This is a genomic window from Mesorhizobium sp. B2-4-18 (assembly GCF_006441385.1).
Taxonomy (GTDB): domain Bacteria; phylum Pseudomonadota; class Alphaproteobacteria; order Rhizobiales; family Rhizobiaceae; genus Mesorhizobium; species Mesorhizobium australicum.
The window spans coordinates 306,628-327,268 of record NZ_VFUW01000008.1; the positions used below are offsets into that span (position 1 = coordinate 306,628).

Sequence of the window (20,641 nt, forward strand, 5' to 3'; positions counted from 1 at the left end):
ACTTACTCAACATTAGTTGGATTGCAAGCTGCTTTTGACGATAGTAGATCACTATTGACGCAGATCACTCACATCTGCGATACCAACGCCAACACCGGTCCCGACGACGGGATTTTGTGCAAGCGTTGGAGAAAAGGGCCATGGCAACCCAAGCTGATGCACAGGAACTGGCCGCCTTGCGGGCGCTTTCGGCCAGCATCGGGCTGAACCCGCATATGACGCAGGCGGCGGGCGGAAACACCTCGCTGAAGGCCGGCGACACGCTGTGGATCAAGGCTTCGGGCACCTGGCTGAAGGACGCGCTCAGCGACGACATCATGGTGCCGGTGGCGATGGCGCCGTTGCTGGAGGCCGTCGACCGGCGCGACCCGGCCGCCGACAAGCCACAGGCTTTCGCCATCGAAGACCTCAATCCGCGTGGCCTGCGTCCGTCGATCGAGACCACGGTGCATGCCTTGATGCCGCAACGCGTGGTTCTGCACGTCCACTGCGTCGACACGATTTCGCTGGCCGTGCAAGCCGATGGCGAGGCCGAGGTCGCCAAGCGGCTGGGCGGCATCGAATGGGCCTGGGTGCCCTATTTCCGGCCGGGCCTGCCGCTCGCCCGTGGCATTGCCGAGAGATTGCGACCCGGCGTCGACGTACTGATCCTTGGCAATCACGGACTGGTGGTCGCCGCGGAAACCGTCCCCGACGCACAGGCCTTGCTGCACCGCGTCCGGTCGCTGCTGGCGCGGCCGGCGCGCGCGACCGCCGCACCCGACATCGCCGCCCTGACGACGCTAGCCGGCGACTACCGGTTACCGGCGGATATCGAAGCGCATGCTGTCGCGATCGATGCGGAAAGCCTGCACATGGCCGAGGCCGGCAGCCTCTATCCGGACCATGTCATATTCCTTGGCCAGGGCTCGGTCCTGGCGAGGCCGGGCGAGGACGTGGCCGGCGTCGTCGCGCGGCTCGGCGCGGCGCCACCGGCGATCCTGTTTCCCGGCGCCGGCGTGCTGATGCGCGGCGACGCCAGCGCCGGTGCCGACGCCATGCAGCGTTGCCTGGCCGACGTGACCGCGCGCGTCGATGGCAAGGCGCGGCTGAACTATCTCACGGCCGCCGAGAATGACGAACTGGTCAACTGGGACGCCGAGCAGTATCGCCAGAAGCTCAACGCCGCCGGCACGGCCTGACAAGGAACGGACGACATGACGCCACTTGTCGTCGGCATCGACATCGGCACCTCCGGCGCCCGCGCGGTCGCCATGCGCCGGGATTTTTTCATTGCCGCCCAATCCGCCGTGCCTCTCGACAGGTTCGGCCCGAACCCCCGCGATCCCCGGACATGGTGGCAAGCGGTCCAGGCGGCGCTGGCCGGGCTGCTTTCAAGCATAGACCGTGCCACGGTCCGCGCCATCGCCGTCGACGGCACATCGGGCACGCTGCTGCCGGTCGACACTGATGGGCGGCCCCTGGCCGAGCCGCTGATGTACAACGACAAGGTCGATGACGGAGACATCCTGGCCATCGTCGCCCGCGAGGCGCCGGAAACGAGCGCCGCCCACGGGCCGACTTCAGGCCTCGCCAAGGCGCTCCGATTCCAGCGTCTGCCTGGCGCGGCGGCCGTGCTCCACCAGGCCGACTGGATCGCCGGCAACCTGTCCGGACGCTTCGACGTCAGCGACGAGAACAATGCGCTCAAGACCGGCTATGACGTCGAGGCTCGCCGCTGGCCGGATTGGATCGCGGCCACCGGCATGCGCATGAATTTACTGCCTGATGTCGTCGAGCCGGGCGAGGTCAGCGGCACGCTTACCACGGCCGCCGCCGCGCTTTTCGGCTTGCCGCGCGATGTGGTTGTGGTTGCCGGCACCACGGACGGCTGCGCCTCATTCCTGGCGACGGGCGCTACGGCAGCCGGCGACGGCGTCACCGCATTGGGTTCCTCGCTGACCATCAAGATCCTGTCCGACCGGCCGATCTCGGCGCCGCGCTTCGGCATCTACAGCCATCGTCTTGGCGACACCTGGCTGGCCGGCGGCGCATCGAATTCCGGTGGCAAGGTGCTGGCGCGGCATTTTCCGCTCGCGCGGATCATCGAGCTCAGCACCATGATCGACCCCGCGACCGAGACCGGCCTCGACTATTATCCGCTCGCCACATCGGGCGAACGCTTCCCGATCGCCGATCCGGCGCTCCCCCCGCGCCTCGTCCCGCGCCCGGCGGATGATGCCGACTATCTCAAGGCGATGTTCGAAGGCATGGCCGCGATCGAAGCGCTCGGCTATCGCCGGCTTGGCGAGCTCGGCGCGCCGGCGCTGACTTCGGTGCGCAGCGTCGGCGGCGGCGCGGCAAATCCGGCGTGGAGCGCGATCCGGCAGCGTAAGCTCGGCGTTGCGTTCTTGCCGGCTTTGTCGGACGAGGCCGCTGCCGGAGCGGCGCGCCTGGCGTTGAAGGGTGCGAACGAGGCGGGGCTGCTATGAGCGGGAAACTGGCTGAACGCCTCGACGGCATCGGACCGCTGGAGGAGCGCTACCAGGTCTTCCTGGTCGACCAGTTCGGCGTGCTGCATGACGGCTCGGCCCCCTATCCCGGTGCGGTGGTGGCCTTGGCGGCACTGAAGCGCGCCGGAAAGACCGTGGTGCTGGTCTCCAACTCCGGCAGGCGCGCCAAGCCCAACGAAGACCGTTTGCTGAGGCTCGGCTTCGAGCCCGGAAGCTGGGATCATTTCGTTTCCTCCGGCGAGGTGGCGTGGCGATCCTTCCACGAAATGGCGGCGACCGGAGCGTTGCGCCCCGGCACGAACTGCCTGTTGATCAGCCGCGATAATGACCGCACAGCGATCGAGGGCCTGCCTTTTGTATTGACCGGAACCGGCGATACCGCCAACCTGGTACTGATCGCGGCCAGCGAGGGCGACCGCTACGACCTCGAGCATTATCGCCGCTTGCTGGCCCCGGCGGCGGCGCGAAAAGTGCCATGCTTCTGCACCAATCCCGACAAGATCATGCTGACGGCGGTCGGGCCCCGCTTCGGCGCCGGCGAGATCGCCGATCTTTACGAGAGCCTGGGCGGCAGCGTCACCCGCATCGGCAAGCCCGGCCCGGCGATCTTCGAAGCGGCGCTCGCGCTCGCCGGCGAACCAAAGCGCGGCAGCGTGGTCTGCGTCGGCGACAGCGTCGAACACGATATTGCAGGCGGCAATGGCGTCGGCATCGCGACGGCACTGGTGATGGGTGGGATATTGGCCGACACGCCTGACCTCGCCGCTGTCTTCGATGAGCATAAGGCCTGGCCGGACTATACGATGGGGTCCTTCAGCTTTCGCTGACCGCCGCCAAAATCCGCCTTGCACTCTCCTCGTCGGTGATCAGGATTGTGGGCGCAATCAGGTTCATTGCGCCGAGCAGGGCGTCGGTCTTCTCCGCGCCGCCGGAGGTCAGAATGCGGATTGGCGCCTTGCGCAGCCGGTCGACATCCACCGACATCACATGGTTGTTGACGGGATGGTCGACCAGATCGCCATTGCGGTCGTAGAAGTGGAACAGGAGGTCCCCGACGGCGCCGCGCGCCAGCAGCGCCTCCCGGTCCGCTTCCCTGAGGAAGCCGCCGCGCGAGAAGGTGGTGGCCGAAGCGATCCCGCCGACACTCAGCAGAACGGCGTCGAGCGCGTCGGCCATTTCAAAAACCTCCTGCAGGCCGCAGCGTTCGATCAGCGCGATCTTGGTCTCGACGCTGTCGACGACGGCTGGCGTCGGCATCAGATAGCCGTCGCCCTGGAAGATCTGGGCGAAGCGCCAGGCGAACTCGGCCGGGTTGACCCGGCGCGCGACGCCGACGCCGCCAAGCAGCGAAATCACCTTGAAATCGGTCAGCGATTTGGCGCTGATGAACGGCAAGGTGTGGAACAGCGTATTGCCCCAGCCGACACCGACCTGCATGCCGGATTTCATAGCGTCGGACAGGAACATGCCGGTCTTGGCGGCTATTGCCGGGATCGGATCGGCACTGGCCGCCGTCAGCGGCGCCACCAGCGCCTGCTGGAGGCCGAAGGTCTTTTCCAGCGCGCGCTCCAGCCGCACGATCTCTAGAAGCTCGCTCTCGATGGTGATCTTGACCTCGTTGCGCGACCGCGCCTCCGCCAGCATGCGCACGATGGTGACGCGGCCGACGCCGAGCACATCGGCGATCTCGTTCTGCGTCATCTGCTCGACGAAATACATCCAGGCGGCGCGGATCCTGAGGCGGTCCGTGCGGCTCTCGCTGACGATCTGCTCGGTCGCTTCCGCTCCTGCCCGCCTTTCGTCGGTCCGCCTTTCCTCGGGCCGTCTTTCCACGATTTGTCGTCCCCTGGCCAATCATCCCTCCCCCGCGGCGGACGAGTGCGCCGTCGCCGATTCTGCATGCTGGTCTAGTATCGCCTATTGATCTACCAATCGATAGGAACAATGTAGAGTCGGTGGTGCCCGTCGCAGGTGGCGCCGCACGGCACATTCGAGGCTAACCGCGATGCTCCGACAAATCTCCGAAGATGTCCGCGTCAACCTCAAGGACCGGCTGCGGGAAGTCCGCGACATCATCCGCCAGAGCCGCCATGACGGCGCCAGCGAGGCCAGCCTGCTGCGCGAAGCAACCAGCCATCTGCCGCCATTTCCGGGCAAAGGCATCGAAGGCCTGCTCAGCCATGCCGCGAGTGCCGTCGACGAAGCGCTGTCGATCGCCGAATCCTTCGTTCCGCACGAGCGCCCGATAAGAGTGGACGGAACGACCGTAAAAGGCCTCGCCACCTATTTCCCGGCCGGTGACGAAGACCAGCAATTGAGCGCCGAGCGCCTGTTCCGGCGCGACATGTACTATCTGACCAAGGCAGTGCTTGCCGGGCTGAAGATCGACCACGCCCGTATCCATGAAGCCGGTTTCGCCGCCGTCCACGCGGCCATGCGCAAGCGCCATGGCGAATTGTTGGCTGCGCTGGCGGCGCCGGGTGCCGGACTGCAGGCCATCGCGGCCATCTGCGCGGCACTGCTGGTCGAGTTGCGCAACCAGCGTCCGGTCCGCTTTGGCGAAGCCGCGCCGGAAGCGAGCGCTGCTGGCGGCCAGGCGCTCGACATAAGCTGCCTGGCGCCGGTCGTCCTGGCCTGCGGCCTGGCGACCACCGGTCGTGACGGCGCGCCGGAGCCCGACATGCTGGAAATCGCGATTCTGGCGGCCGACATACGTCATGAGCGCATTGCCCAAGCCTGCGCCAAGGCGAGCCCGGTCGATGAATTGGCACCTGTGTTCGCCACCTTGCTTGCGCATCTGCCGTAAGCTCCAGCGGCGATTGCGGGACTACTCCCCGGCTGCCATCGCCGTGATCGTCTTCTTGGCGCGCTGGATCGAGGCCGGGCTCATCGACAGCTCGGTCAGGCCCATCTCCAGGAAGGCCGGAATGAGATCCGGCCGGCCCGCCGCTTCGCCGCACATGCCGACCATGATGCCGGCGGCGACGCCGGCCTTGGCCGTCAGCCCGATCGCCGACATGACCGCCGGATTGGTGACGTCGTTGAGCTTCGCAACGGTCGGGTTGAGCCGATCGGCCGCCATGATGTACTGGGTCAGGTCGTTGGTGCCGATCGAGAAGAAAGCTACTTCCTTGGCCAGTGCCGGGGCGATCAGCACGGCGGCCGGGGTTTCGATCATCACGCCGAGATCGAACGTCGCATGCGGCACGCCTTCGGCCTTGAGTTCGGCGGCGCATTCGGCGACAAGAACGCGCGTCTGCCGCACCTCGCCAAGATCGGAGACCATCGGCAGCATCACCTTGATGTTGCCGTGCACGGCGGCCCTCAGCAGCGCCCTGAGCTGGCGCTTGAAGATATCGGGCCGGTCGAGGCACATGCGGATGCCGCGCCACCCGAGGAAGGGGTTCTCCTCGTCGGGGAACTCGATGCCGGCAATCGGCTTGTCGCCGCCGATGTCGAGCGTGCGCACGATGACCGGATAGGGTGCGAAGGCCTTGGCCAGCGCCGCATAGGTCTCGGCCTGCATGTCCTCCGACGGAAGGTGCATATGGCGCATGAACAGGAGCTCGGTGCGGAACAGGCCGACACCCATGGCGCCGGCCTCTTGCGCTGCCTCGATCTCTTCCAGCGAGCCGATATTGGCCGCGACCTCGATGACCCTGCCGTCCGCCAGCTTCGGCGTCACCGTCTTGAAAGCCGCCAGGCCGGCACGCTCCTTCGCCGCCGCTTGGACACGACCGGCGAAATCGGCGCGCGTCGCCGCATCGGGGTCGATGATCACCTGGCCGCTGTTGCCGTCGAGCGCCACCTCTTGTGCCGTGCGCAAGAGGTGGATCCGGTCGCCAAGGCCGATCACCGCCGGAATGCCATGCGAGCGGGCGATGATGGCGATGTGCGAGGTGGCGCCGCCATGGCCGCACACCACGCCGCCGATGCGTTTCAGCGGCGCCCGCGCCAGATCCCAGGCCCCGATATCATCGGCGATCAGGATCGCACCTTGCGGGATGTTCTCGAGGCTGACGTCGTCCTGGCCAAGCAGCACCAGGCTGATCTGCCGTCCGACCGCATGGACATCGTCCGCCCGCGCATTGAGATAATGATCGTCGACGGCGCTGAAATCGGCGGCGATGGTGGAGGCGGCGGTTATCGTGGCCGAGACCGCGTCGTTGCCGCCCTTGATTGCCTTCTCGGCCTCGCCGGTCAGGCTGTCGTCGGCGGCGATATCTCTCAGCGCCGCGACGATGCCGCGGTCACCGGCCGACAGACCATCCTGTGCCAAAGCCCGGTCCATGCGGGCCTGGACGGCGGCGACGGCGGCGCGAAACCTGTCGATCTCGCCGGCGATCTCATCGGCCTGCAGCATGCGGCCCTGCCCGGCGATGTCAGGCGGGAAATGTGCAAAAGCCGGCCCGATGGCGACGCCCTCGCTTGCGGCGACACCGCGCAAACCACTGCTTGCTTCGCCTGATGCAGCTGGCGCGGACCGGGGCGCTGGCGCAGGCGCCGCTTCCTTGCCCTGGTCATTGGCTGGAGCGTGGGAGTCTTCGTCGTCGAGACCCGCCTTTGGGTTCTCGAGATAGCCGATCAGAGCCTCGATCGCCTCAATGGCGTCGGCGCCGTTCGCCCGCACAGTGACTTCCTGGTTTTCCTTGACCGCCAGCAGCATCAGCTTGACCGAGCTCTTGGCACTGACCGCCTTGCCGTCCTTGACCAGTTCGACGTCGGATTCGAAAGCCTTGGCGAGCTTGACGAAGCGCGTGGCGGGACGGGCGTGCAAACCTTCATGCACTCTGACGATGGTCGAGCGTTCCATGGCAAATACTCTGCTTTTTTGGGCGCCAAAGCCAGACTGGCTGGGCGCGAATGCTTTCAGGCGGCGATGGTGATGATCGCGCCTGTCTTCAGCGCAGCCACGAGGGCTTGCGTATCGACCTGCGATGCGCAGATCTCGCCCGGCCTTTCGGCCTCGGTGGCGCCGTTGAACGAGATGACGACGTGGCCCATCTCGAGCACCTTGCTCCAGGCGCTGGAGCCGACGGCGGTTATGACAGCCGAAACCGGGCCAAGGGTGATCGACGCGCCCTTTTCAGGCGCGCCGTCGCTGGGTCCGATCTCCGTCTTGTGGAGCACCGAGACCTCGGCAAGCTCCGGTGGCGAGCCATCCGCGAACAGGATGACCACGCCGCCCTCGGCGAGGTCCGCCACTTCGGGTCCTATTGCCGTGATCCGTGTCTTGAGAAGAACCGACATATGGCGAACCTCGTTATTTCTGGTGTTTAGAAAACGATCAGGGAGACGACCCAGGCGATCAGCACCGAGACCGGACCCATGATCTGGCGGCTGATGAGCACCGCCGGCACGCCGATTTCGATGGTTTTCGGCTTGGCTTCACCCAGTGCGAGGCCGACGGGAACGAAGTCGCAGCCCACCTGGGTGTTGTAGGCAAACAGAGCCGGCAGCGCCATCGCCGGAGAGATCGTGCCGTTGGCAATCTGCGGGCCGATGATGGCGACGCCGATAACCTGCGCGATGACAGCGCCTGGGCCCAGGATGGGCGACAGGAACGGCAGGCCGCAAATGGCCGAGATGATCAGCAGGCCGACGATATTGTTGGCCAGCGGACCCATCGGCTGCGCCAGCACGTCACCGACGCCGGTATACAGGATCAGGCCGATGAGCATGGTCACGAAGGCCATGAACGGCAGCACGTTGCGGATGACCTGATCGATGGTGCGGCGGCCGGCATTGAAGAAGATGCCGACGACACGACCCATGACGCGGCCGATCGTGCTGATGAAACCGATCAGGCCACCCTCGCTGGGCAGCGCCGTCGGCGTCGCTGTGTTGTTGGTCGAACCCATCGATGCTGCTCCCCCTGCAGTCGTGACCGCCTCGGACCCGTCCGCCATTGTGACGTCGGCCGGCTTGACGCCCGAAACGTAGATATCCTCGGTGATGAACTGGGCGAGCGGCCCGGACTGTCCGACCGGCGTCAGGTTGACGGTCGGGATACGCTTGCGCGGATAGACGCCGCATCGTGCGGTGCCGCCGCAGTCGACGACGACAACCGCCATTTCGCTTTCGATCGGCGGCGCCTTGAAGCCGTCGACGGCTTCAGCGCCGGTCATATCGGCGATGAGCTGCGCCACCGGATGAATACCACCACCGGTGACGGAAACAACCTTGCTGCGCTGTTCGGTCGGCTCGATCACAAGCGGACCGCCCCACCCTGTTTTGCCGCGGGTGATCCGTACGGCTTTGTATGTCTTGGCCATGATGTCCTCCCCGCCCTTACAGCTCGACGCCCTGGCGGCGTGCCATGATGGCGGTGATGCGCTCGGTCAGCATGCCCTTGAGCAGGATGACGACGAGGCCGACGATGGCGTACCAGATGGCAACCTTGACATGGTAGCCGGCGGCGATGACGCCGCGCTTCTCGAGATCGAGCAAGGCCACGAGCATGCCTCCCCAGACGAAATATTCGCCAGGGTTGATGTGCGGAAAGAGGCCGAGCGGCGGATGCACGTAGGACACGGCCGCGTCATAGAAGGCCGGCTTGTGCTTTTCTTCCAGGAACGAGCCGAAGGTGTAAGCCATCGGGTTGGTGAGGAAGAACACCGCCAGCAGCGGCAGCACGGTGTAGCGGGTCAGCGCGATGCGGCCAGCGCCACGCGCCAGACCGTGGACCCGCTCTTCGCCGACCAGTTCGGTGACGGCGTAAAAGGCGGTCATCAGCACCACAAGCGTCGGGATGATGCCGGTGACAAAGCCGGCGAAAACCTCGCCGCCCTTCTGGAAAATGCCGATGAAGTACTTGCCGATGGCAGTCAGCCAGCCAAGCTGCTCTTCCTGCTGCACGTTTTTCAGCTGCTCCTTCAGCTGATCGGCGGTGACCGGCCCGCTGTGGGTCTGCGCCTGCGCCAGGACCACGAGATGATCGGAAGCATGCTCGACGGCGAGCCTGCCATGCAATGCAGCATCCGAGACCATGGCACCCGCGACATGCAAATTGTGCACGGCCATGTCGGCATGCTGCGCCAACAACGAAAATACAGACATTTCTCCTCCTTATGCCGGCCCGCCGGTTGATCCCAGTCGGCGCACGGCCTCCTCTATGCCCTTGCTACATTCAAGCCGGCCAAACCCGGCTTCTTCCCCGGCTCCGACCGTGCTTTGTCGATCTGTTCGATCGCCCGCTTCACGGCCTCGGCCACACCGGGTTCCCCCTCCCCCATGATCGCAGGGTTGGACCGGAGTCGATCGAGGGGAACGCCCTCGAATTCTTCATGTCGCTTGAATTTGGTGAACACGGAACGGCCGCTCATCACCATCATGCGGCGCACGATCAAGTCGGGCGTAACCACGACCAGCGCGATCGTTCCCTTGGCAAATCGGCCGCGAAAATTGCCGGCTCCGACGAAGCCGTCCTTGTACTGGTCGGTGACGCCCCGGAAGACATCCGAATAGTGCCGCATCTGCAGCCAGACGCCGAGCGACTGCAGCGCCCACACAATAACCAGCAGAAGCAGTCCCCACTGCCAAATCGCCATTCGGTTCTCCTCCCGAAGCCTCAGTCGAGGCGCACCTTGGACCGGCGCGCGACAACAGCAAAGTGAGAACATTTGTTTCCGCGAATGTCAATATGTATGATATTGACCTCAACCACGGTCATCCACAGGGCCGCCGCGCGATTACGGCGGGGGCACGATTGTGCTAACCTGGGGGAAACGGGATACAGGAAATGGAACTGCCCTTCAGGGATGAACTGGCCCTCATGCCCGACCTGCGCCACCGGCTGCGGCAGTTGCGCTGGTTCCGCGCCACCTTCCGCGGCAGCGCCAAGGTGGTCTCGGACACATTCGGCGTACGCTTCGAAATCGACGAGGCGAAGCTGACCCGGGCTTTTCTCGACTGGGTCGAGGTCATGGAAGCGCAGAAGCGCTTTGCCGCGATCGACCGCGCCGATTTCATCGTCTTTGCCGCCGGCCTCGTGCTGCGCGAACTGATAAAACAGGCGCCGGCAAGGGAAATCTCCGGCCTCACCCAGCTCATCGAAACGGATCAGAATGCCGGCACGCTGGACATCATCCGTTTCTGGCCGGAAGGCTTTCTCTACACCAACTACTGTGTCTCGGTGATTTCGGCGATCTACGAGCAGGAGTTTGGCTCGGCGCCCAGTATCGACAAATGCGCCGACGACCTGCGCACCTGGTGGTCCTATCGCGAGAACGTCACCGAAATGCCGGCCTATGCCGTGGCTTTCCTCGACCGCTTCCTGGGGGCGGAACCGAACTGGATCACGCCCGATCGCGCACAGTCGCGGCAGGCCATGCAGCGGGCGCTGGGGTCCTCCCGCGCCAGCGACGTCTTGCGCCAGCTTTGAATTGGCCTCTATTACCCCCTATCCACGAGGCCGAGCGCGCCCGCTATTGAACATTTGACTTTTTGTCGATAGCGATGTGCGAATTCTGACAGAGGCCGGGAGAAACGCGTGGCGCCGTCAAGACTGATCATTTTCGATTGCGACGGCGTTCTCGTCGACAGCGAGCCACTGGCCGCCAAGGCCTATGAACGTGTCTACGATAAGCATGGCATGCCGGGCGTTCACGGCGGCATCATCGCCCAGTGCGTCGGCATGAAACAGGCCGACATCATCGTCAGGATCAAGGAGTTGACCGGCCATCAGTTTCCCGCGTCGGCCGACGGCGATATCTGGGCCGAGACCAAGGTGCTTTTCACCGAAGAGTTGAAGCCAACGCCTGGAATAGGCTCGTTTCTGGAAACGCTTGCCGGCGACCGCTGCGTTGCCTCCTCGTCCTCCATCGAGCGTATAAACCACAGCCTGGCGGTGACCGGATTGGCACGCTTCTTCGGCGATGCGATCTACAGTTCCTCGATGGTCAAGAACGGCAAGCCGGCGCCGGACATCTTCCTTTTCGCGGCTGCCAGGATGGGCGCCAAACCAGCCGACTGCATCGTCATCGAGGATTCGCCTTTCGGCATCCAGGGCGCGGTCGCCGCCGGCATGACGGCGATCGGCTATACCGGCGGCGGTCATACTTATGCCGAGCATGCCGCACGGCTGACGGCGGCCGGTGCCGATCTCGTCTGCGCCGACTGGCATGAAGTTAGCCGGCAATTGGCTGGACTTGGTGTGCCAGCCTAAGTGGCAGAGACTAAAGAGGATGGTTTGGCGGCCATTCGCTGCGTGGAATCTCGGAGCCGACACGGAAGCCGAACGACAGGACCCTGGTCGCATCGGTATCCACCTCGCATCGGAAGCTCAGTTGGTACCATGTGGTTGTCGTGCTGAAGGCCGCTTCGGGGCGGTCGAGAACATTGCCGGCTTTCAGCGGAATCGTCGGCAGCCATTTGGGAGAATAGTCGGCACCCTGCAGCTCCTGGTCCAGCACGTTGGCGCAAAGGGTCGCAACGCGCTGACTGCGAGGTACGCCGCTCATGGAACTCGTGGCCAACGCGTCGCCGGTAGCGCCCTGCGAGTAGAGTTTCCGAACCCCCGGAAGACCGGAATACATTGGTGATCCAGCACCTGCGTCGTTCGTGGAATTTGAGGCGGTGGCTTTTCCGGCCCGGGACTTCAGGGCTTTTTCAGACTTGAACTTCATCGTCTTGACGACTTTGGCCTTGGGCTTTTCGGTCGCGGCCCCGGTCTTGGCGTCGCTCTCGGCTGGCGACGGCTTTGGCTCTACGGCTGCTTGCTGATCGGAAGCTTTTGGCGCAGCCTGCTGTTTATCAGCGTCTTCCGTGACCTGCTTTTCCTCGCTCGGCGTGGGCTTGGTGACGGTCGGCTCGGTTGGCGGATTCTCATCGGCTTTGCTCGCATCCGGCCGCTGCTCCGCGTTTGCCGTCGCTGCAGGCTTGTTCTCGGCGGACTTGGGCACGACCGGAGGCTTCGAGGCCTCATCCTTTGCAGGCGACGGCGCATTGTCCTTGGCCGCCCCCCCATCCAGGGATTTCTTCGGTCCGGTATCTTTGTCGCCATACTGAAAAACGCGCTTCAAAGCGGTGTCGTCAGGTTGTTTGCGCGGCTGTTCGGGTGGCTTTTCAACCTTATGCTCGGGGGGTTTATCAGCCTTAGGTTCCGGCGGCTTCTCGGCTTTGAGCGGCTGCGGTTTTGGCTTGTCGGGCGGAGGCACGAGCGCGACGCTTATCGGTTGCTCCTGCTGGGGCTCTTGTGAGGCTTTTGACAGGCCGTAGATGAAGAACGATGCGACAAGCGCATGCAGGACCAGCGATGCGGCCAAGGCCCACAGCAGATTCCGGCGCCATTCGCGTGTCTCATCCTTCATCTCTTCCGATGTGGAATGAAATAGCGGCGGCTTCAAGCATAAGCACCGGATTGACGCCATTTAGCCGCTGACAGCTTGGTGATCTGGGGGATGCCGCGCAGGGAGATCGGCTAGCTTTGCCGCCAGCGTGGGATTCCGTCCAGAAATCCCTCGTCCAGCCGCGTTTCCCCAAACCAGTTCAGCCGGTTGATGCTGACGAAACCCGCATCGATCGCGGCGTTTTCATCCCCCGGTTCGCTTGCATGGCTCGGCCACGCGGCACCGTGATGATCGTGCGATCCCCGGCGCTTTCCACCACCTCGGCCGTGCGGCCGATCTTGTCGCGGCCGATGCGCGGCTGGCGAATTTCGGCCGGCAGCGCGGTCGGCAAGTTGACGCTCAGCCAATGGCCCTCTGTCGCCCAATCGGCACGCGCTTGCCAGAGCGAGGCGATCAGCTTGCCAAGCCATTCGTCGTCGGCAGCGCCGAAGTCAGGATTTTTCACGCGCGAAAAGCCGATCGCGGGTATGCCCCAGAAACTCGCTTCGCGGGCAATACCCAGTGTGCCGGAATAGGCGATATCCTCGGCGACGTTGCGGCCGTCATTGATGCCCGACAATACGAGGTCAGGCTTCGGTTCATCAGCGAATAGCCACGTCATGGCGCTCACCACGCAATCGGCTGGCGTGCCCGAGCACGAATACCAGTTCGGCTTGACGCGCCGCATCGTCAGCGGCCTGGCGATGGTCAGCGACGAGCCGGCGGCGGTGCGCTTGCCGTCCGGCGCGACCACCCAGACATCGTCGCTCAACCCGAGGGCGGCATTGACCAGACGGGCAAGACCCGGCGCTTCGATGCCGTCATCGTTGCAGATCAGGATTCTCATGATGCGCTTCCTTGCCCCACCGTGATGCGTTGACCCGTACGGCATTGCGTGAGCAAGGACGGAATATGGCTTTTCAACTCGCCCAGAAGATCGGGCGCGCAGGAATGGCCCAGCGCCCTGGGGCGTCCCGCCTTCTCCCAGATGCCGACATTGCCCGACAGTGTCGGGTGGGTGGGCATGCGTATCCAGTCCGCCCGGCCGGCCTTGTGCATGAGATCGGCCGGAGAGCCCAAAGGCAGATGCCCGGTGAGCAACACCGGAAACCCGGCATCGTCGGCGCGAGGCAAAAGGTGCGACGACGGGCCAGCCTCGCCCATGCCGTCATTGGCCAGCAGGGGCAGCGAAGGCAGCGGGTCGGCATCGCTCCAGTCGGCCGCGCTTCGCAGGCGGGCAAGCAAAAGCTCGGAAATGCCCGGCAACAGGGACGCGGTCGCGCCGATCTGCGCTTCCAGCGACGAACGCATGCCGGCATGGACGGCGAACGACCCCGGCAAGGCCGCGATCAGTTCCAGCGATCGGCCAGACAGCGGCGTCGGCAACAGGCATCCCTGCGGATGCCGCGCCACCCATTCGGAAATTTCTTGCGCCCGGGCAGCCCCCGGCACGGGATCCGCCCCGTAGGAGGCATCGAAGACCAGGAGATCGCAGTGCGGGATCGTGTCCATGACAAACACATTGCTGTCAGGCACCACATCGGCTGAATAGGCGATGCGGCTTGTCCCGTCGTCGACGGTGAACCAGACACCGCCGACGACATGACCGGACCGCCCGGTCCTGACCGTGAAATTGCCGCTTGTCAGTGTGTCGCCTGGTTCGAAGAGTTCGATGCGGTTTTCAGGCAAGGGAAATCGCCTGAAATCCTCCGGCTCGGCATAGGCGGCAAGCGTGGCCGGCGCCTCGGCACGGGTCTCCGCCGTCATGAAGATCGGGCCGCTATAGCCCCGCGACAACAGCCAGCTCAGCGCGCCGACATGATCCTCATGGGCATGCGAAACAAAAACAGCATCGATGTCGTCGCTCGACCCGTTGAGCGCTGGATAGTATTCCGCGCCGGAAGCGCCGACCTTGATGCCGACATCGAGCAGGATGCGATCGTCGCCGCTGTTGACGGCGAGGCTGGTGCGGCCCTTTTCTCCGAAGCCGCCGGCAAGGTCCAGTATCATCACGAGGCTGTCCCCGCCGCCGGGATCAGCCAGCCGGATTTTATGCGCAGGCGCGCTTGCGCCCCGTTCTCCAGCACAACCGGATCGGGTTGCTCGAAATGCAAGGTGAGGTCGGGACCAGCGGTCGGCGCGAATTCAATCCGCGCCGCGCCGCCCTGGTAGATCGCCCGCTTGACGAGACCATCGAAGCCCGAGGCATCGGCCGAAAGCTCGATATCGGCGGAGCGGCAGCAGATCTTGGCGCCGGCGCGCGGCCGCTCGCCAGGCCGGCAACGGACCACCAGCTCGGTTCCGAGAACCCGGACCTTGCAATGGCCGTTGTCCTCGCTGGCCAACACGTCCGCCGGAAGCAGAATGCCTTGCGAAATGAAGGAGGCCACCATTTCATTTGCCGGCTTATGATAGAGTTCACGCGGGGTGGCGAGCTGCGCCAAGCGTCCATGGTCCATCACCGCGATGCGGTCGGCCAGCGCCATCGCCTCGGCCTGGTCATGGGTTATGTAGACGACGGTCGTGCCGGTGCGCTTGTGGAAGGCGGCGAACTCGTCCTCCATCGAGGCCCTGAGATGGACGTCGAGATTGGCGAGTGGCTCGTCGAACAGCACCAGCGAAGGTGTCGCCACCAGGCAACGCGCCAAGGCCACCCGCTGGCGCTGGCCGCCGGAAAGATTGGCGGGCCGGCGCTCGCCCAGGCCCTGCAGATTGACAAGGGCAAGCGCGTCTTCCACTTTTTGGCGCGCAACCGCCTTGTCGAGCTTGGCCACCTTCAGCGCATAGCCGATATTCTCGGCGACGCTCATATGCGGCCACAGCGCATAATTCTGGAAGACGATGCCGACGCGCCGCTTTTCCGGCGCGACGCTGCCGCCGCTGTTCGACACGACATCGCTGCCGATGCGGATTTCGCCCGAGGTCACCTTTTCGAAACCGGCGACCAGCCGCAGCAATGTCGTCTTGCCACAGCCGGAAGGGCCGAGCACCGCCAGAAACTCGCCGTCGGCGACGTCGATCGAGACATCCTTCACGGCGTCGAAATCGGCGAAGCTTTTGGTCACATGGTCCAGGGTCAGTCGCGCCATGGCAGAACTCCGCTCGGAAGATGAGGGGCAAGCAGGTTGGTCACCAGCATCAGCACGAAGGTGACCGCGACCGTGATGACCGACATCGCCGCCGCATAGTTGGAATCGCCGCCCTGCTCGAAGGAAAACATGACAACGCCGATGGTCTCGGAACCCGACGACCACAGCAGCGCCGAGACGGTGAGTTCGCTGAGCGCCGTCATGAAGATCAGCAGGCCGCCGGCGATCGCCGCCGGCGCGACCAGCGGAAAGACGATGGTGCGCATGCGCGTGAACAGGCCGGCGCCCGCCACCTGTGCGGCTTCTTCGAGTGCCCGGTCGATCTGGTGATAGCCGCTGATGGTCGGCCGCAAGGCCAGCACCAGGAAACGGGCGAGATAGGCATAGAGGATGATCCAGACGGTGTTGTAGAGCTGGACGCCGGTCAGCGGGATGGGGCGCAGGAACAAGAGCAGCGAGGCGATCGCCAGCACCACGCCAGGCAAGGCGTAGGGCAGTTCGACTGAAAGATTGAGCAGCCGCACCCAGCGCTGCTTGCCCCAAGCGATGAGATAGCCGATCGGCACGGCGACGAGGACCGCGAAGAAAGCGGCAGCGATCGACAGCCAGAAACTGTTGAAGAAGGCGCGGCTGGCGGCATCATGCTCGAACAGCACGAAACGGTAATTGTCGAGCGTCGCCGTCTTGGCGGTGAGCGCGATGCCGTAGCCCGGCACCAGCGAGGTCAGCACCAGCCCGAACAGCGGCAGGACCAGCACCAGCACGATGAGCAGCCACATGCCGGCCTGGACGACCGGCCGCCAGCGGCCCAGTTCATAAGGTTGGGCCGGCAGCGACGTCAAGGAGATGCGGTAGTCGCGGCGGCGGCTCATCACCTCCTGGGCAAGAATGCCGGCCATGGCGATGATGCCAATCAGCACCGACAGGAACGCGGTCTCGCCGAGTACCGCCGGCCCCCCGCCGGCCAGCTTCTGATAGATGAGCGTCGGCAGCACCAGGTAGTTGGCGGGGATGCCGAGAAAGGCCGGAATGCCGAAATTGCCGACGCAGGAGACGAAGGCAAGCGCGGCCGCCGCCATGATCGACGGCGTCATCAAGGGCAGCACGATGGTGATCAGCACGGTGAACCAATTCGCACCGCCGGCGCGCGCCGCCTCGACCAGTTCGCGCGGCAGCTTGCGCAGGCCTGCACGCACCAGCAGGAAGACCAGCGGCCCGTATTGGACGCCAAGCAGCAGGATGATGCCCGAGGTCGAGTAGAGCGGGTTTTTCGTGCCGAGCGGCGGCGCCGCTCCGAAAAGCTTGAGGAATGGGCTGGCAGGGCCGAACAGTTGCAGCCAGGCCAGCGCCGTCACCTGCGGCGCGATCATCAGCGGCATGACGTAGCAGAGCACCAGGGCGCTTCGGCCGCGTATGTCGGTCAGCGAGACAAGCACGGCCACCAGCGTTCCCGACAGCACCGCCAGAAGAGTGCCGCCGATGCCGACGACCAGTGTATGCCATGTCGCGATCCAGGTTGCCGGGCTTCTCAGCCCGGCCTCCACGGCCACCGTCGACAAGACACCGCCGGGTGCCACGATCTCCTTGACGAGGCGCAGCATGGGCAGCAGCGAAAGCAGGACGATGACGACGGCCACCACCGCCGTCAGGACCATTTCCTGGCCCCGGCTCTCCCTGATACGTGTCGGCATGATTGCGTTTCCTGGGATCGGTCAGCGGGGCGGCCGGGCTCACCGGAACTGACGAGATGCCGTCGAGACGGCATCTCGCGGGGATCGACGGCTCAGCCGCCGAACAGGTCCTGGAACTTCGCCTTGTCGGCGTCGGTCTCGGCGACGATCGCCTTGGTGTCGAACGGCATCACCTTGACCTTGACGCCTTCCGGCAGCCAGTCGGGACGACCGACCGAGGCGCGTGCCGGCAGGTAACCCATCGACAGCGCCAGCTTCTGGCCTTCATCGGACAGAATGAAGTCGACGAATTTTTTCGCACCGTCGACGTTCTTGGCGGTCTTCATGATGGCCACCGGTTCGGTCACGGCGGGCACGCCCTCCGAGGGGAACACGAATTCGACAGGCGAACCCTTCTTCTTGGCGTTCATCGCCATGAAATCGACGAGGATGCCATAGGGCTTCTCGCCCGACGCCACCGACTTCAGCACCGCGCCATTGCCGCGGACGCTGACGGTGTTGTTGGTCTTCAGCTTCTGGAAGAAATCCCAGCCATAATTGCTGTCGCCGGCGAAGCCCGAAAGCAGGTAGGCGGCGGCACCGGAATAGAGCGGGCTCGGCATGACCAGGCCATCGGCATAGGCCGGCTTGGCGAGGTCCGCCCAATGCTGCGGCTTTTCGGCGGCAGCGGTGTTGTAGACGATGCCGGTAGTGATCAGCTTGCTGCCGAAATAAGTCTTGTCGGCGTCATAGGCATCCGCCTCGATGCCGTCGAGCTTGGCCTCGGGATAGGCCAGCAGCCGGTCGTCCTTCTTCAGCAGTTCCATCGACACCGCGTCGGCGATCAGCAGCACGTCGGGCTGCGGGCTGCCTGCGGCGAACTCGGCCGCCATCTTGGTCAGGATGTCGCTGGTTCCGGAGCGATAGATGGTGACGTCGATGCCGGGCTGTGCCTTCTTGAAGGCATCCACGGTCTTGGCTGCGTCTGCCTCGGGCTGGGATGTGTAGAGCGTCAGTGTTTCGGCATTTGCCACGCCGGCAAACAAAGTTGCCGCGAGCGCCAGCTGGCTGGCCAGCAGCTGGATGAATAGCGTCTTCATGAGACCTCCTGTCTTGTCTGTGCATGACCGGTCTGGCCCCTGGCCAGCACCCCGTCTCTTCCTCCCTGCACGGCGCATATGACTGGTGGATGACACAGCGCGTGAAACCAACAAAATATGTTCATATGTACGATGTCAATTACAAATGATCACAGCTGTGCGATAATCGGCCTGCCGCGAACCCGGCATCCGATTGACGTAAGAGCGGCCTTGCCCGGATGAGGACAACCGTCGGCCATGACACATGAGGGACGACATCCATGCCCACGCAAAAGCCCGCACCGGCTCGCCTGCCGATGGTCTCGTCGGACCTCAGCGTCAAGACGGCATGGCTCTATTATGTCGAGGGCTTCACGCAGGAGCAGATCGCCGAAAAGCTCGATGTCTCCAGGGTGAAGGTCATGCGTACGCTGGCCGCCTGTACCGCCGAGGGCATCGTCGTTACCATGATCAACGCGCCGACAGCCGAACAGGTGGCGCTTGAGCGGGAACTGGAAAAACGCTGGGGCCTCAACGCCGCCGTCGTCATCCCGACACCTTCGGTTCACGACCATCTGGAGAAGGCCATCGGCCACGCCGTGGCGGCCTATCTCGGCGAGCAGATGCAGGATAGCATGACGCTGGCGATCGGCGGTGGCGCCACGCTGCACGCCAGCCTGGGTTTCCTCGCCCGCCGGCACTTGAAGCGCGCCTCGGTGGTGGCGCTTGTCGGCAGCCTGCCGCATTCGCAATGGATCAACCCGTCGATCGTGGCCGCCAAGGTCGCCGATGTGTTCGAGGTGGACAGCTATCAGATCACGGCGCCGGTGATGGTGGACGACCCCTCGCTGCGCGATCTCCTGTGGGCGCAGCCGACGCTGCAGGATGTGCGCCGGCGCGCCGCGGCGGCCGACATCGCATTGCTCACCGTCGGCGACATGTCGCCCGATGCCACCATCTTCCGGCATGGCATCGTGCCGTCATCGCTGATTACACCCTTGAAGGCAAAAGGCGCGGTCGCCAACATGCTATGCTATTTCGTCGATGCCGCCGGCAGGCTCGTCGATCACGAAGTCAACCGGCGCGTCATGGCGATCGACCTCGATGTTGTCGCCCATGTGCCGAATGTCGTGCTGGCCGCCGGCGGAAAGCGCAAGGTGGCGGCAATCCTCGCCGCGCTCAAGGCTGTCAACACCAATGTGCTGATCACCGACAGCGACACCGCTATGGCGCTGCTAGCCAAGGCCGGCTGAGATGCCTGGGTTTAAATCAACCCGCGCTCGCGCAAAAAATCCTCGACGCCGACATGGGTCATGGATTCGAATTCGGCGATCGCTTCGGCCACGCGTCTGCGCTGCCCCGCCAGCAGGGTGAACACCTGCTTCATCTCGCCCGAAACGCCAAAACGGCTCCAGCGCTCGGCGATATGCGCGGGCAGGCCGATATCACTGCAGAACGCATCGAGGCTGTCATAACCGAGGCTGACGACAAGCTGCCTTGTCTCTTCCGCCGACATGCGTGGCTCGAAAGCATGATCGTGCAGGCGCTGCGCCACCAGCTTGATGTCGGAAGGCGACGCGCCCATGACCCTGCCGAACAAGGTTTTGACGTCAGACGGGTCGAATGCAGGCATGTTGGCCTCCCTTGGTCGCGATCACCAGAGAACATGGGTCAAGGTTCGGAGCCTGACAAGTCGTTTCATCATAAGCCGGCGCATCATTGGCGCCGGCTTACTGCAGGAGCCTAGACCAGCATGCCCATCGGATTCTCGATCAGCTTCTTGAAGGCGACCAGCAGTTCGGCCCCCAGCGCGCCGTCAACCGCACGATGGTCGGTCGACAGCGTCACCGACATCACGGTCGCTATTCTGATCTCATCATTCTTGACCACCGCCCGCTCCTCGCCCGCGCCGACCGCCAGGATCGTCGCATGCGGCGGGTTGATGACGGCGGCAAAGTCCTTGATGCCGAACATGCCGAGATT

The 20,641-nt window shown here is 64.4% G+C and carries 20 protein-coding genes and 1 pseudogene; 7 read left to right on the top strand and 14 right to left on the bottom strand.

Annotated features, from left to right (window positions below):
- Positions 1-140 precede the first annotated feature (140 nt).
- From FJ527_RS20850 to FJ527_RS20860, 3 genes are read left to right on the top strand one after another with little or no spacing between them, the layout of a single operon-like run.
- The gene (locus tag FJ527_RS20850) at positions 141-1,181 is read left to right on the top strand and encodes a class II aldolase/adducin family protein (protein ID WP_015315476.1); all 1,041 of its coding nucleotides are present in this window, start codon (positions 141-143) and stop codon (positions 1,179-1,181) included.
- 15 nt (positions 1,182-1,196) lie between these two features.
- Positions 1,197-2,471, top strand: coding sequence for an FGGY-family carbohydrate kinase (locus FJ527_RS20855; protein ID WP_140823999.1), 1,275 nt, complete (start codon positions 1,197-1,199; stop codon positions 2,469-2,471).
- Positions 2,468-3,319 carry a TIGR01459 family HAD-type hydrolase gene (locus FJ527_RS20860; RefSeq protein WP_015315474.1) on the top strand — a complete coding sequence of 284 codons (852 nt, stop codon included), beginning with the start codon at positions 2,468-2,470 and terminating at the stop codon, positions 3,317-3,319. The genes FJ527_RS20855 and FJ527_RS20860 overlap by 4 nt, the downstream gene beginning before the upstream one ends.
- On the opposite strand, the gene FJ527_RS20865 is transcribed toward FJ527_RS20860, so the two are convergent.
- Complete coding sequence (locus tag FJ527_RS20865; protein WP_051041246.1) at positions 3,306-4,325, bottom strand: sugar-binding transcriptional regulator; 1,020 nt, start codon at positions 4,323-4,325, stop codon at positions 3,306-3,308. The genes FJ527_RS20860 and FJ527_RS20865 overlap by 14 nt on opposite strands.
- 172 nt (positions 4,326-4,497) lie before the next feature.
- Between FJ527_RS20865 and FJ527_RS20870 the strand changes: the two genes are divergently transcribed.
- On the top strand, positions 4,498-5,298 hold the full coding sequence (locus tag FJ527_RS20870) for a hypothetical protein (protein ID WP_140824000.1): 801 nt from the start codon (positions 4,498-4,500) through the stop codon (positions 5,296-5,298).
- Positions 5,299-5,319: 21 nt separating this feature from the next.
- Here the strand turns inward: FJ527_RS20870 and ptsP are convergent, their stop codons facing one another.
- Genes ptsP through FJ527_RS20895 form a run of 5 tightly spaced genes read right to left on the bottom strand, consistent with a single transcriptional unit; the run spans position 5,320 to position 10,042 of the window.
- Positions 5,320-7,305: a phosphoenolpyruvate--protein phosphotransferase gene (ptsP, locus tag FJ527_RS20875; RefSeq protein ID WP_140824001.1), complete on the bottom strand. Its 1,986-nt coding sequence runs from the start codon at positions 7,303-7,305 to the stop codon at positions 5,320-5,322.
- A 56-nt stretch (positions 7,306-7,361) separates the two neighbouring features.
- Entirely contained in the window at positions 7,362-7,742 is a 381-nt protein-coding gene (locus FJ527_RS20880; RefSeq protein WP_140824002.1) for a PTS glucitol/sorbitol transporter subunit IIA, read from the bottom strand.
- Between the two features lie 26 nt (positions 7,743-7,768).
- Positions 7,769-8,767: a PTS glucitol/sorbitol transporter subunit IIB gene (locus FJ527_RS20885; protein ID WP_015315469.1), complete on the bottom strand. Its 999-nt coding sequence runs from the start codon at positions 8,765-8,767 to the stop codon at positions 7,769-7,771.
- Positions 8,768-8,783: 16 nt separating this feature from the next.
- The gene (locus tag FJ527_RS20890) at positions 8,784-9,551 is read right to left on the bottom strand and encodes a PTS glucitol/sorbitol transporter subunit IIC (protein WP_140824003.1); all 768 of its coding nucleotides are present in this window, start codon (positions 9,549-9,551) and stop codon (positions 8,784-8,786) included.
- Positions 9,552-9,604: 53 nt separating this feature from the next.
- Positions 9,605-10,042, bottom strand: coding sequence for a transcriptional regulator GutM (locus tag FJ527_RS20895; RefSeq protein ID WP_015315467.1), 438 nt, complete (start codon positions 10,040-10,042; stop codon positions 9,605-9,607).
- A 191-nt stretch (positions 10,043-10,233) separates the two neighbouring features.
- Here FJ527_RS20895 and FJ527_RS20900 point away from each other — a divergent pair, with 191 nt between their 5' ends.
- Together FJ527_RS20900 and FJ527_RS20905 are read left to right on the top strand one after the other, a co-directional pair.
- Positions 10,234-10,875: a hypothetical protein gene (locus FJ527_RS20900; protein ID WP_140616780.1), complete on the top strand. Its 642-nt coding sequence runs from the start codon at positions 10,234-10,236 to the stop codon at positions 10,873-10,875.
- A gap of 108 nt (positions 10,876-10,983) precedes the next feature.
- On the top strand, positions 10,984-11,658 hold the full coding sequence (locus tag FJ527_RS20905) for an HAD family phosphatase (RefSeq protein ID WP_140616779.1): 675 nt from the start codon (positions 10,984-10,986) through the stop codon (positions 11,656-11,658).
- Positions 11,659-11,668: 10 nt separating this feature from the next.
- Here FJ527_RS20905 and FJ527_RS20910 read toward each other — a convergent pair whose 3' ends face one another.
- The 6 genes and pseudogenes from FJ527_RS20910 to FJ527_RS20935 form a co-directional block, all read right to left on the bottom strand.
- Positions 11,669-12,802 carry a DUF930 domain-containing protein gene (locus FJ527_RS20910; protein ID WP_140616898.1) on the bottom strand — a complete coding sequence of 378 codons (1,134 nt, stop codon included), beginning with the start codon at positions 12,800-12,802 and terminating at the stop codon, positions 11,669-11,671.
- 110 nt (positions 12,803-12,912) lie between these two features.
- Positions 12,913-13,667, bottom strand: a pseudogene (locus FJ527_RS20915) (5'/3'-nucleotidase SurE).
- Positions 13,664-14,830 carry an MBL fold metallo-hydrolase gene (locus FJ527_RS20920; protein ID WP_140713276.1) on the bottom strand — a complete coding sequence of 389 codons (1,167 nt, stop codon included), beginning with the start codon at positions 14,828-14,830 and terminating at the stop codon, positions 13,664-13,666. Before FJ527_RS20920 ends, FJ527_RS20915 begins: the two are co-directional and overlap by 4 nt.
- The gene (locus tag FJ527_RS20925) at positions 14,830-15,909 is read right to left on the bottom strand and encodes an ABC transporter ATP-binding protein (protein WP_140824004.1); all 1,080 of its coding nucleotides are present in this window, start codon (positions 15,907-15,909) and stop codon (positions 14,830-14,832) included. The genes FJ527_RS20920 and FJ527_RS20925 overlap by 1 nt, the downstream gene beginning before the upstream one ends.
- Positions 15,897-17,600, bottom strand: a complete 1,704-nt coding sequence (locus FJ527_RS20930) for an iron ABC transporter permease (RefSeq protein ID WP_140824005.1) — start codon at positions 17,598-17,600, stop codon at positions 15,897-15,899. Before FJ527_RS20930 ends, FJ527_RS20925 begins: the two co-directional genes overlap by 13 nt.
- 92 nt (positions 17,601-17,692) lie before the next feature.
- A complete protein-coding gene (locus tag FJ527_RS20935) occupies positions 17,693-18,679 on the bottom strand; it encodes an ABC transporter substrate-binding protein (RefSeq protein ID WP_015315459.1) in 987 nt (328 codons plus the stop codon).
- Positions 18,680-18,939: 260 nt separating this feature from the next.
- On the opposite strand from FJ527_RS20935, the gene FJ527_RS20940 reads away from it, so the two are divergent.
- On the top strand, positions 18,940-19,911 hold the full coding sequence (locus tag FJ527_RS20940; protein ID WP_140662913.1) for a sugar-binding domain-containing protein: 972 nt from the start codon (positions 18,940-18,942) through the stop codon (positions 19,909-19,911).
- 11 nt (positions 19,912-19,922) lie between these two features.
- On the opposite strand, the gene FJ527_RS20945 is transcribed toward FJ527_RS20940, so the two are convergent.
- Together FJ527_RS20945 and FJ527_RS20950 are read right to left on the bottom strand one after the other, a co-directional pair.
- Positions 19,923-20,291 carry a hypothetical protein gene (locus FJ527_RS20945; RefSeq protein ID WP_015315457.1) on the bottom strand — a complete coding sequence of 123 codons (369 nt, stop codon included), beginning with the start codon at positions 20,289-20,291 and terminating at the stop codon, positions 19,923-19,925.
- A gap of 110 nt (positions 20,292-20,401) precedes the next feature.
- Positions 20,402-20,641: 2-oxo acid dehydrogenase subunit E2 (locus FJ527_RS20950; RefSeq protein WP_181166419.1), on the bottom strand; the 240-nt coding region annotated here is incomplete at its 5' end.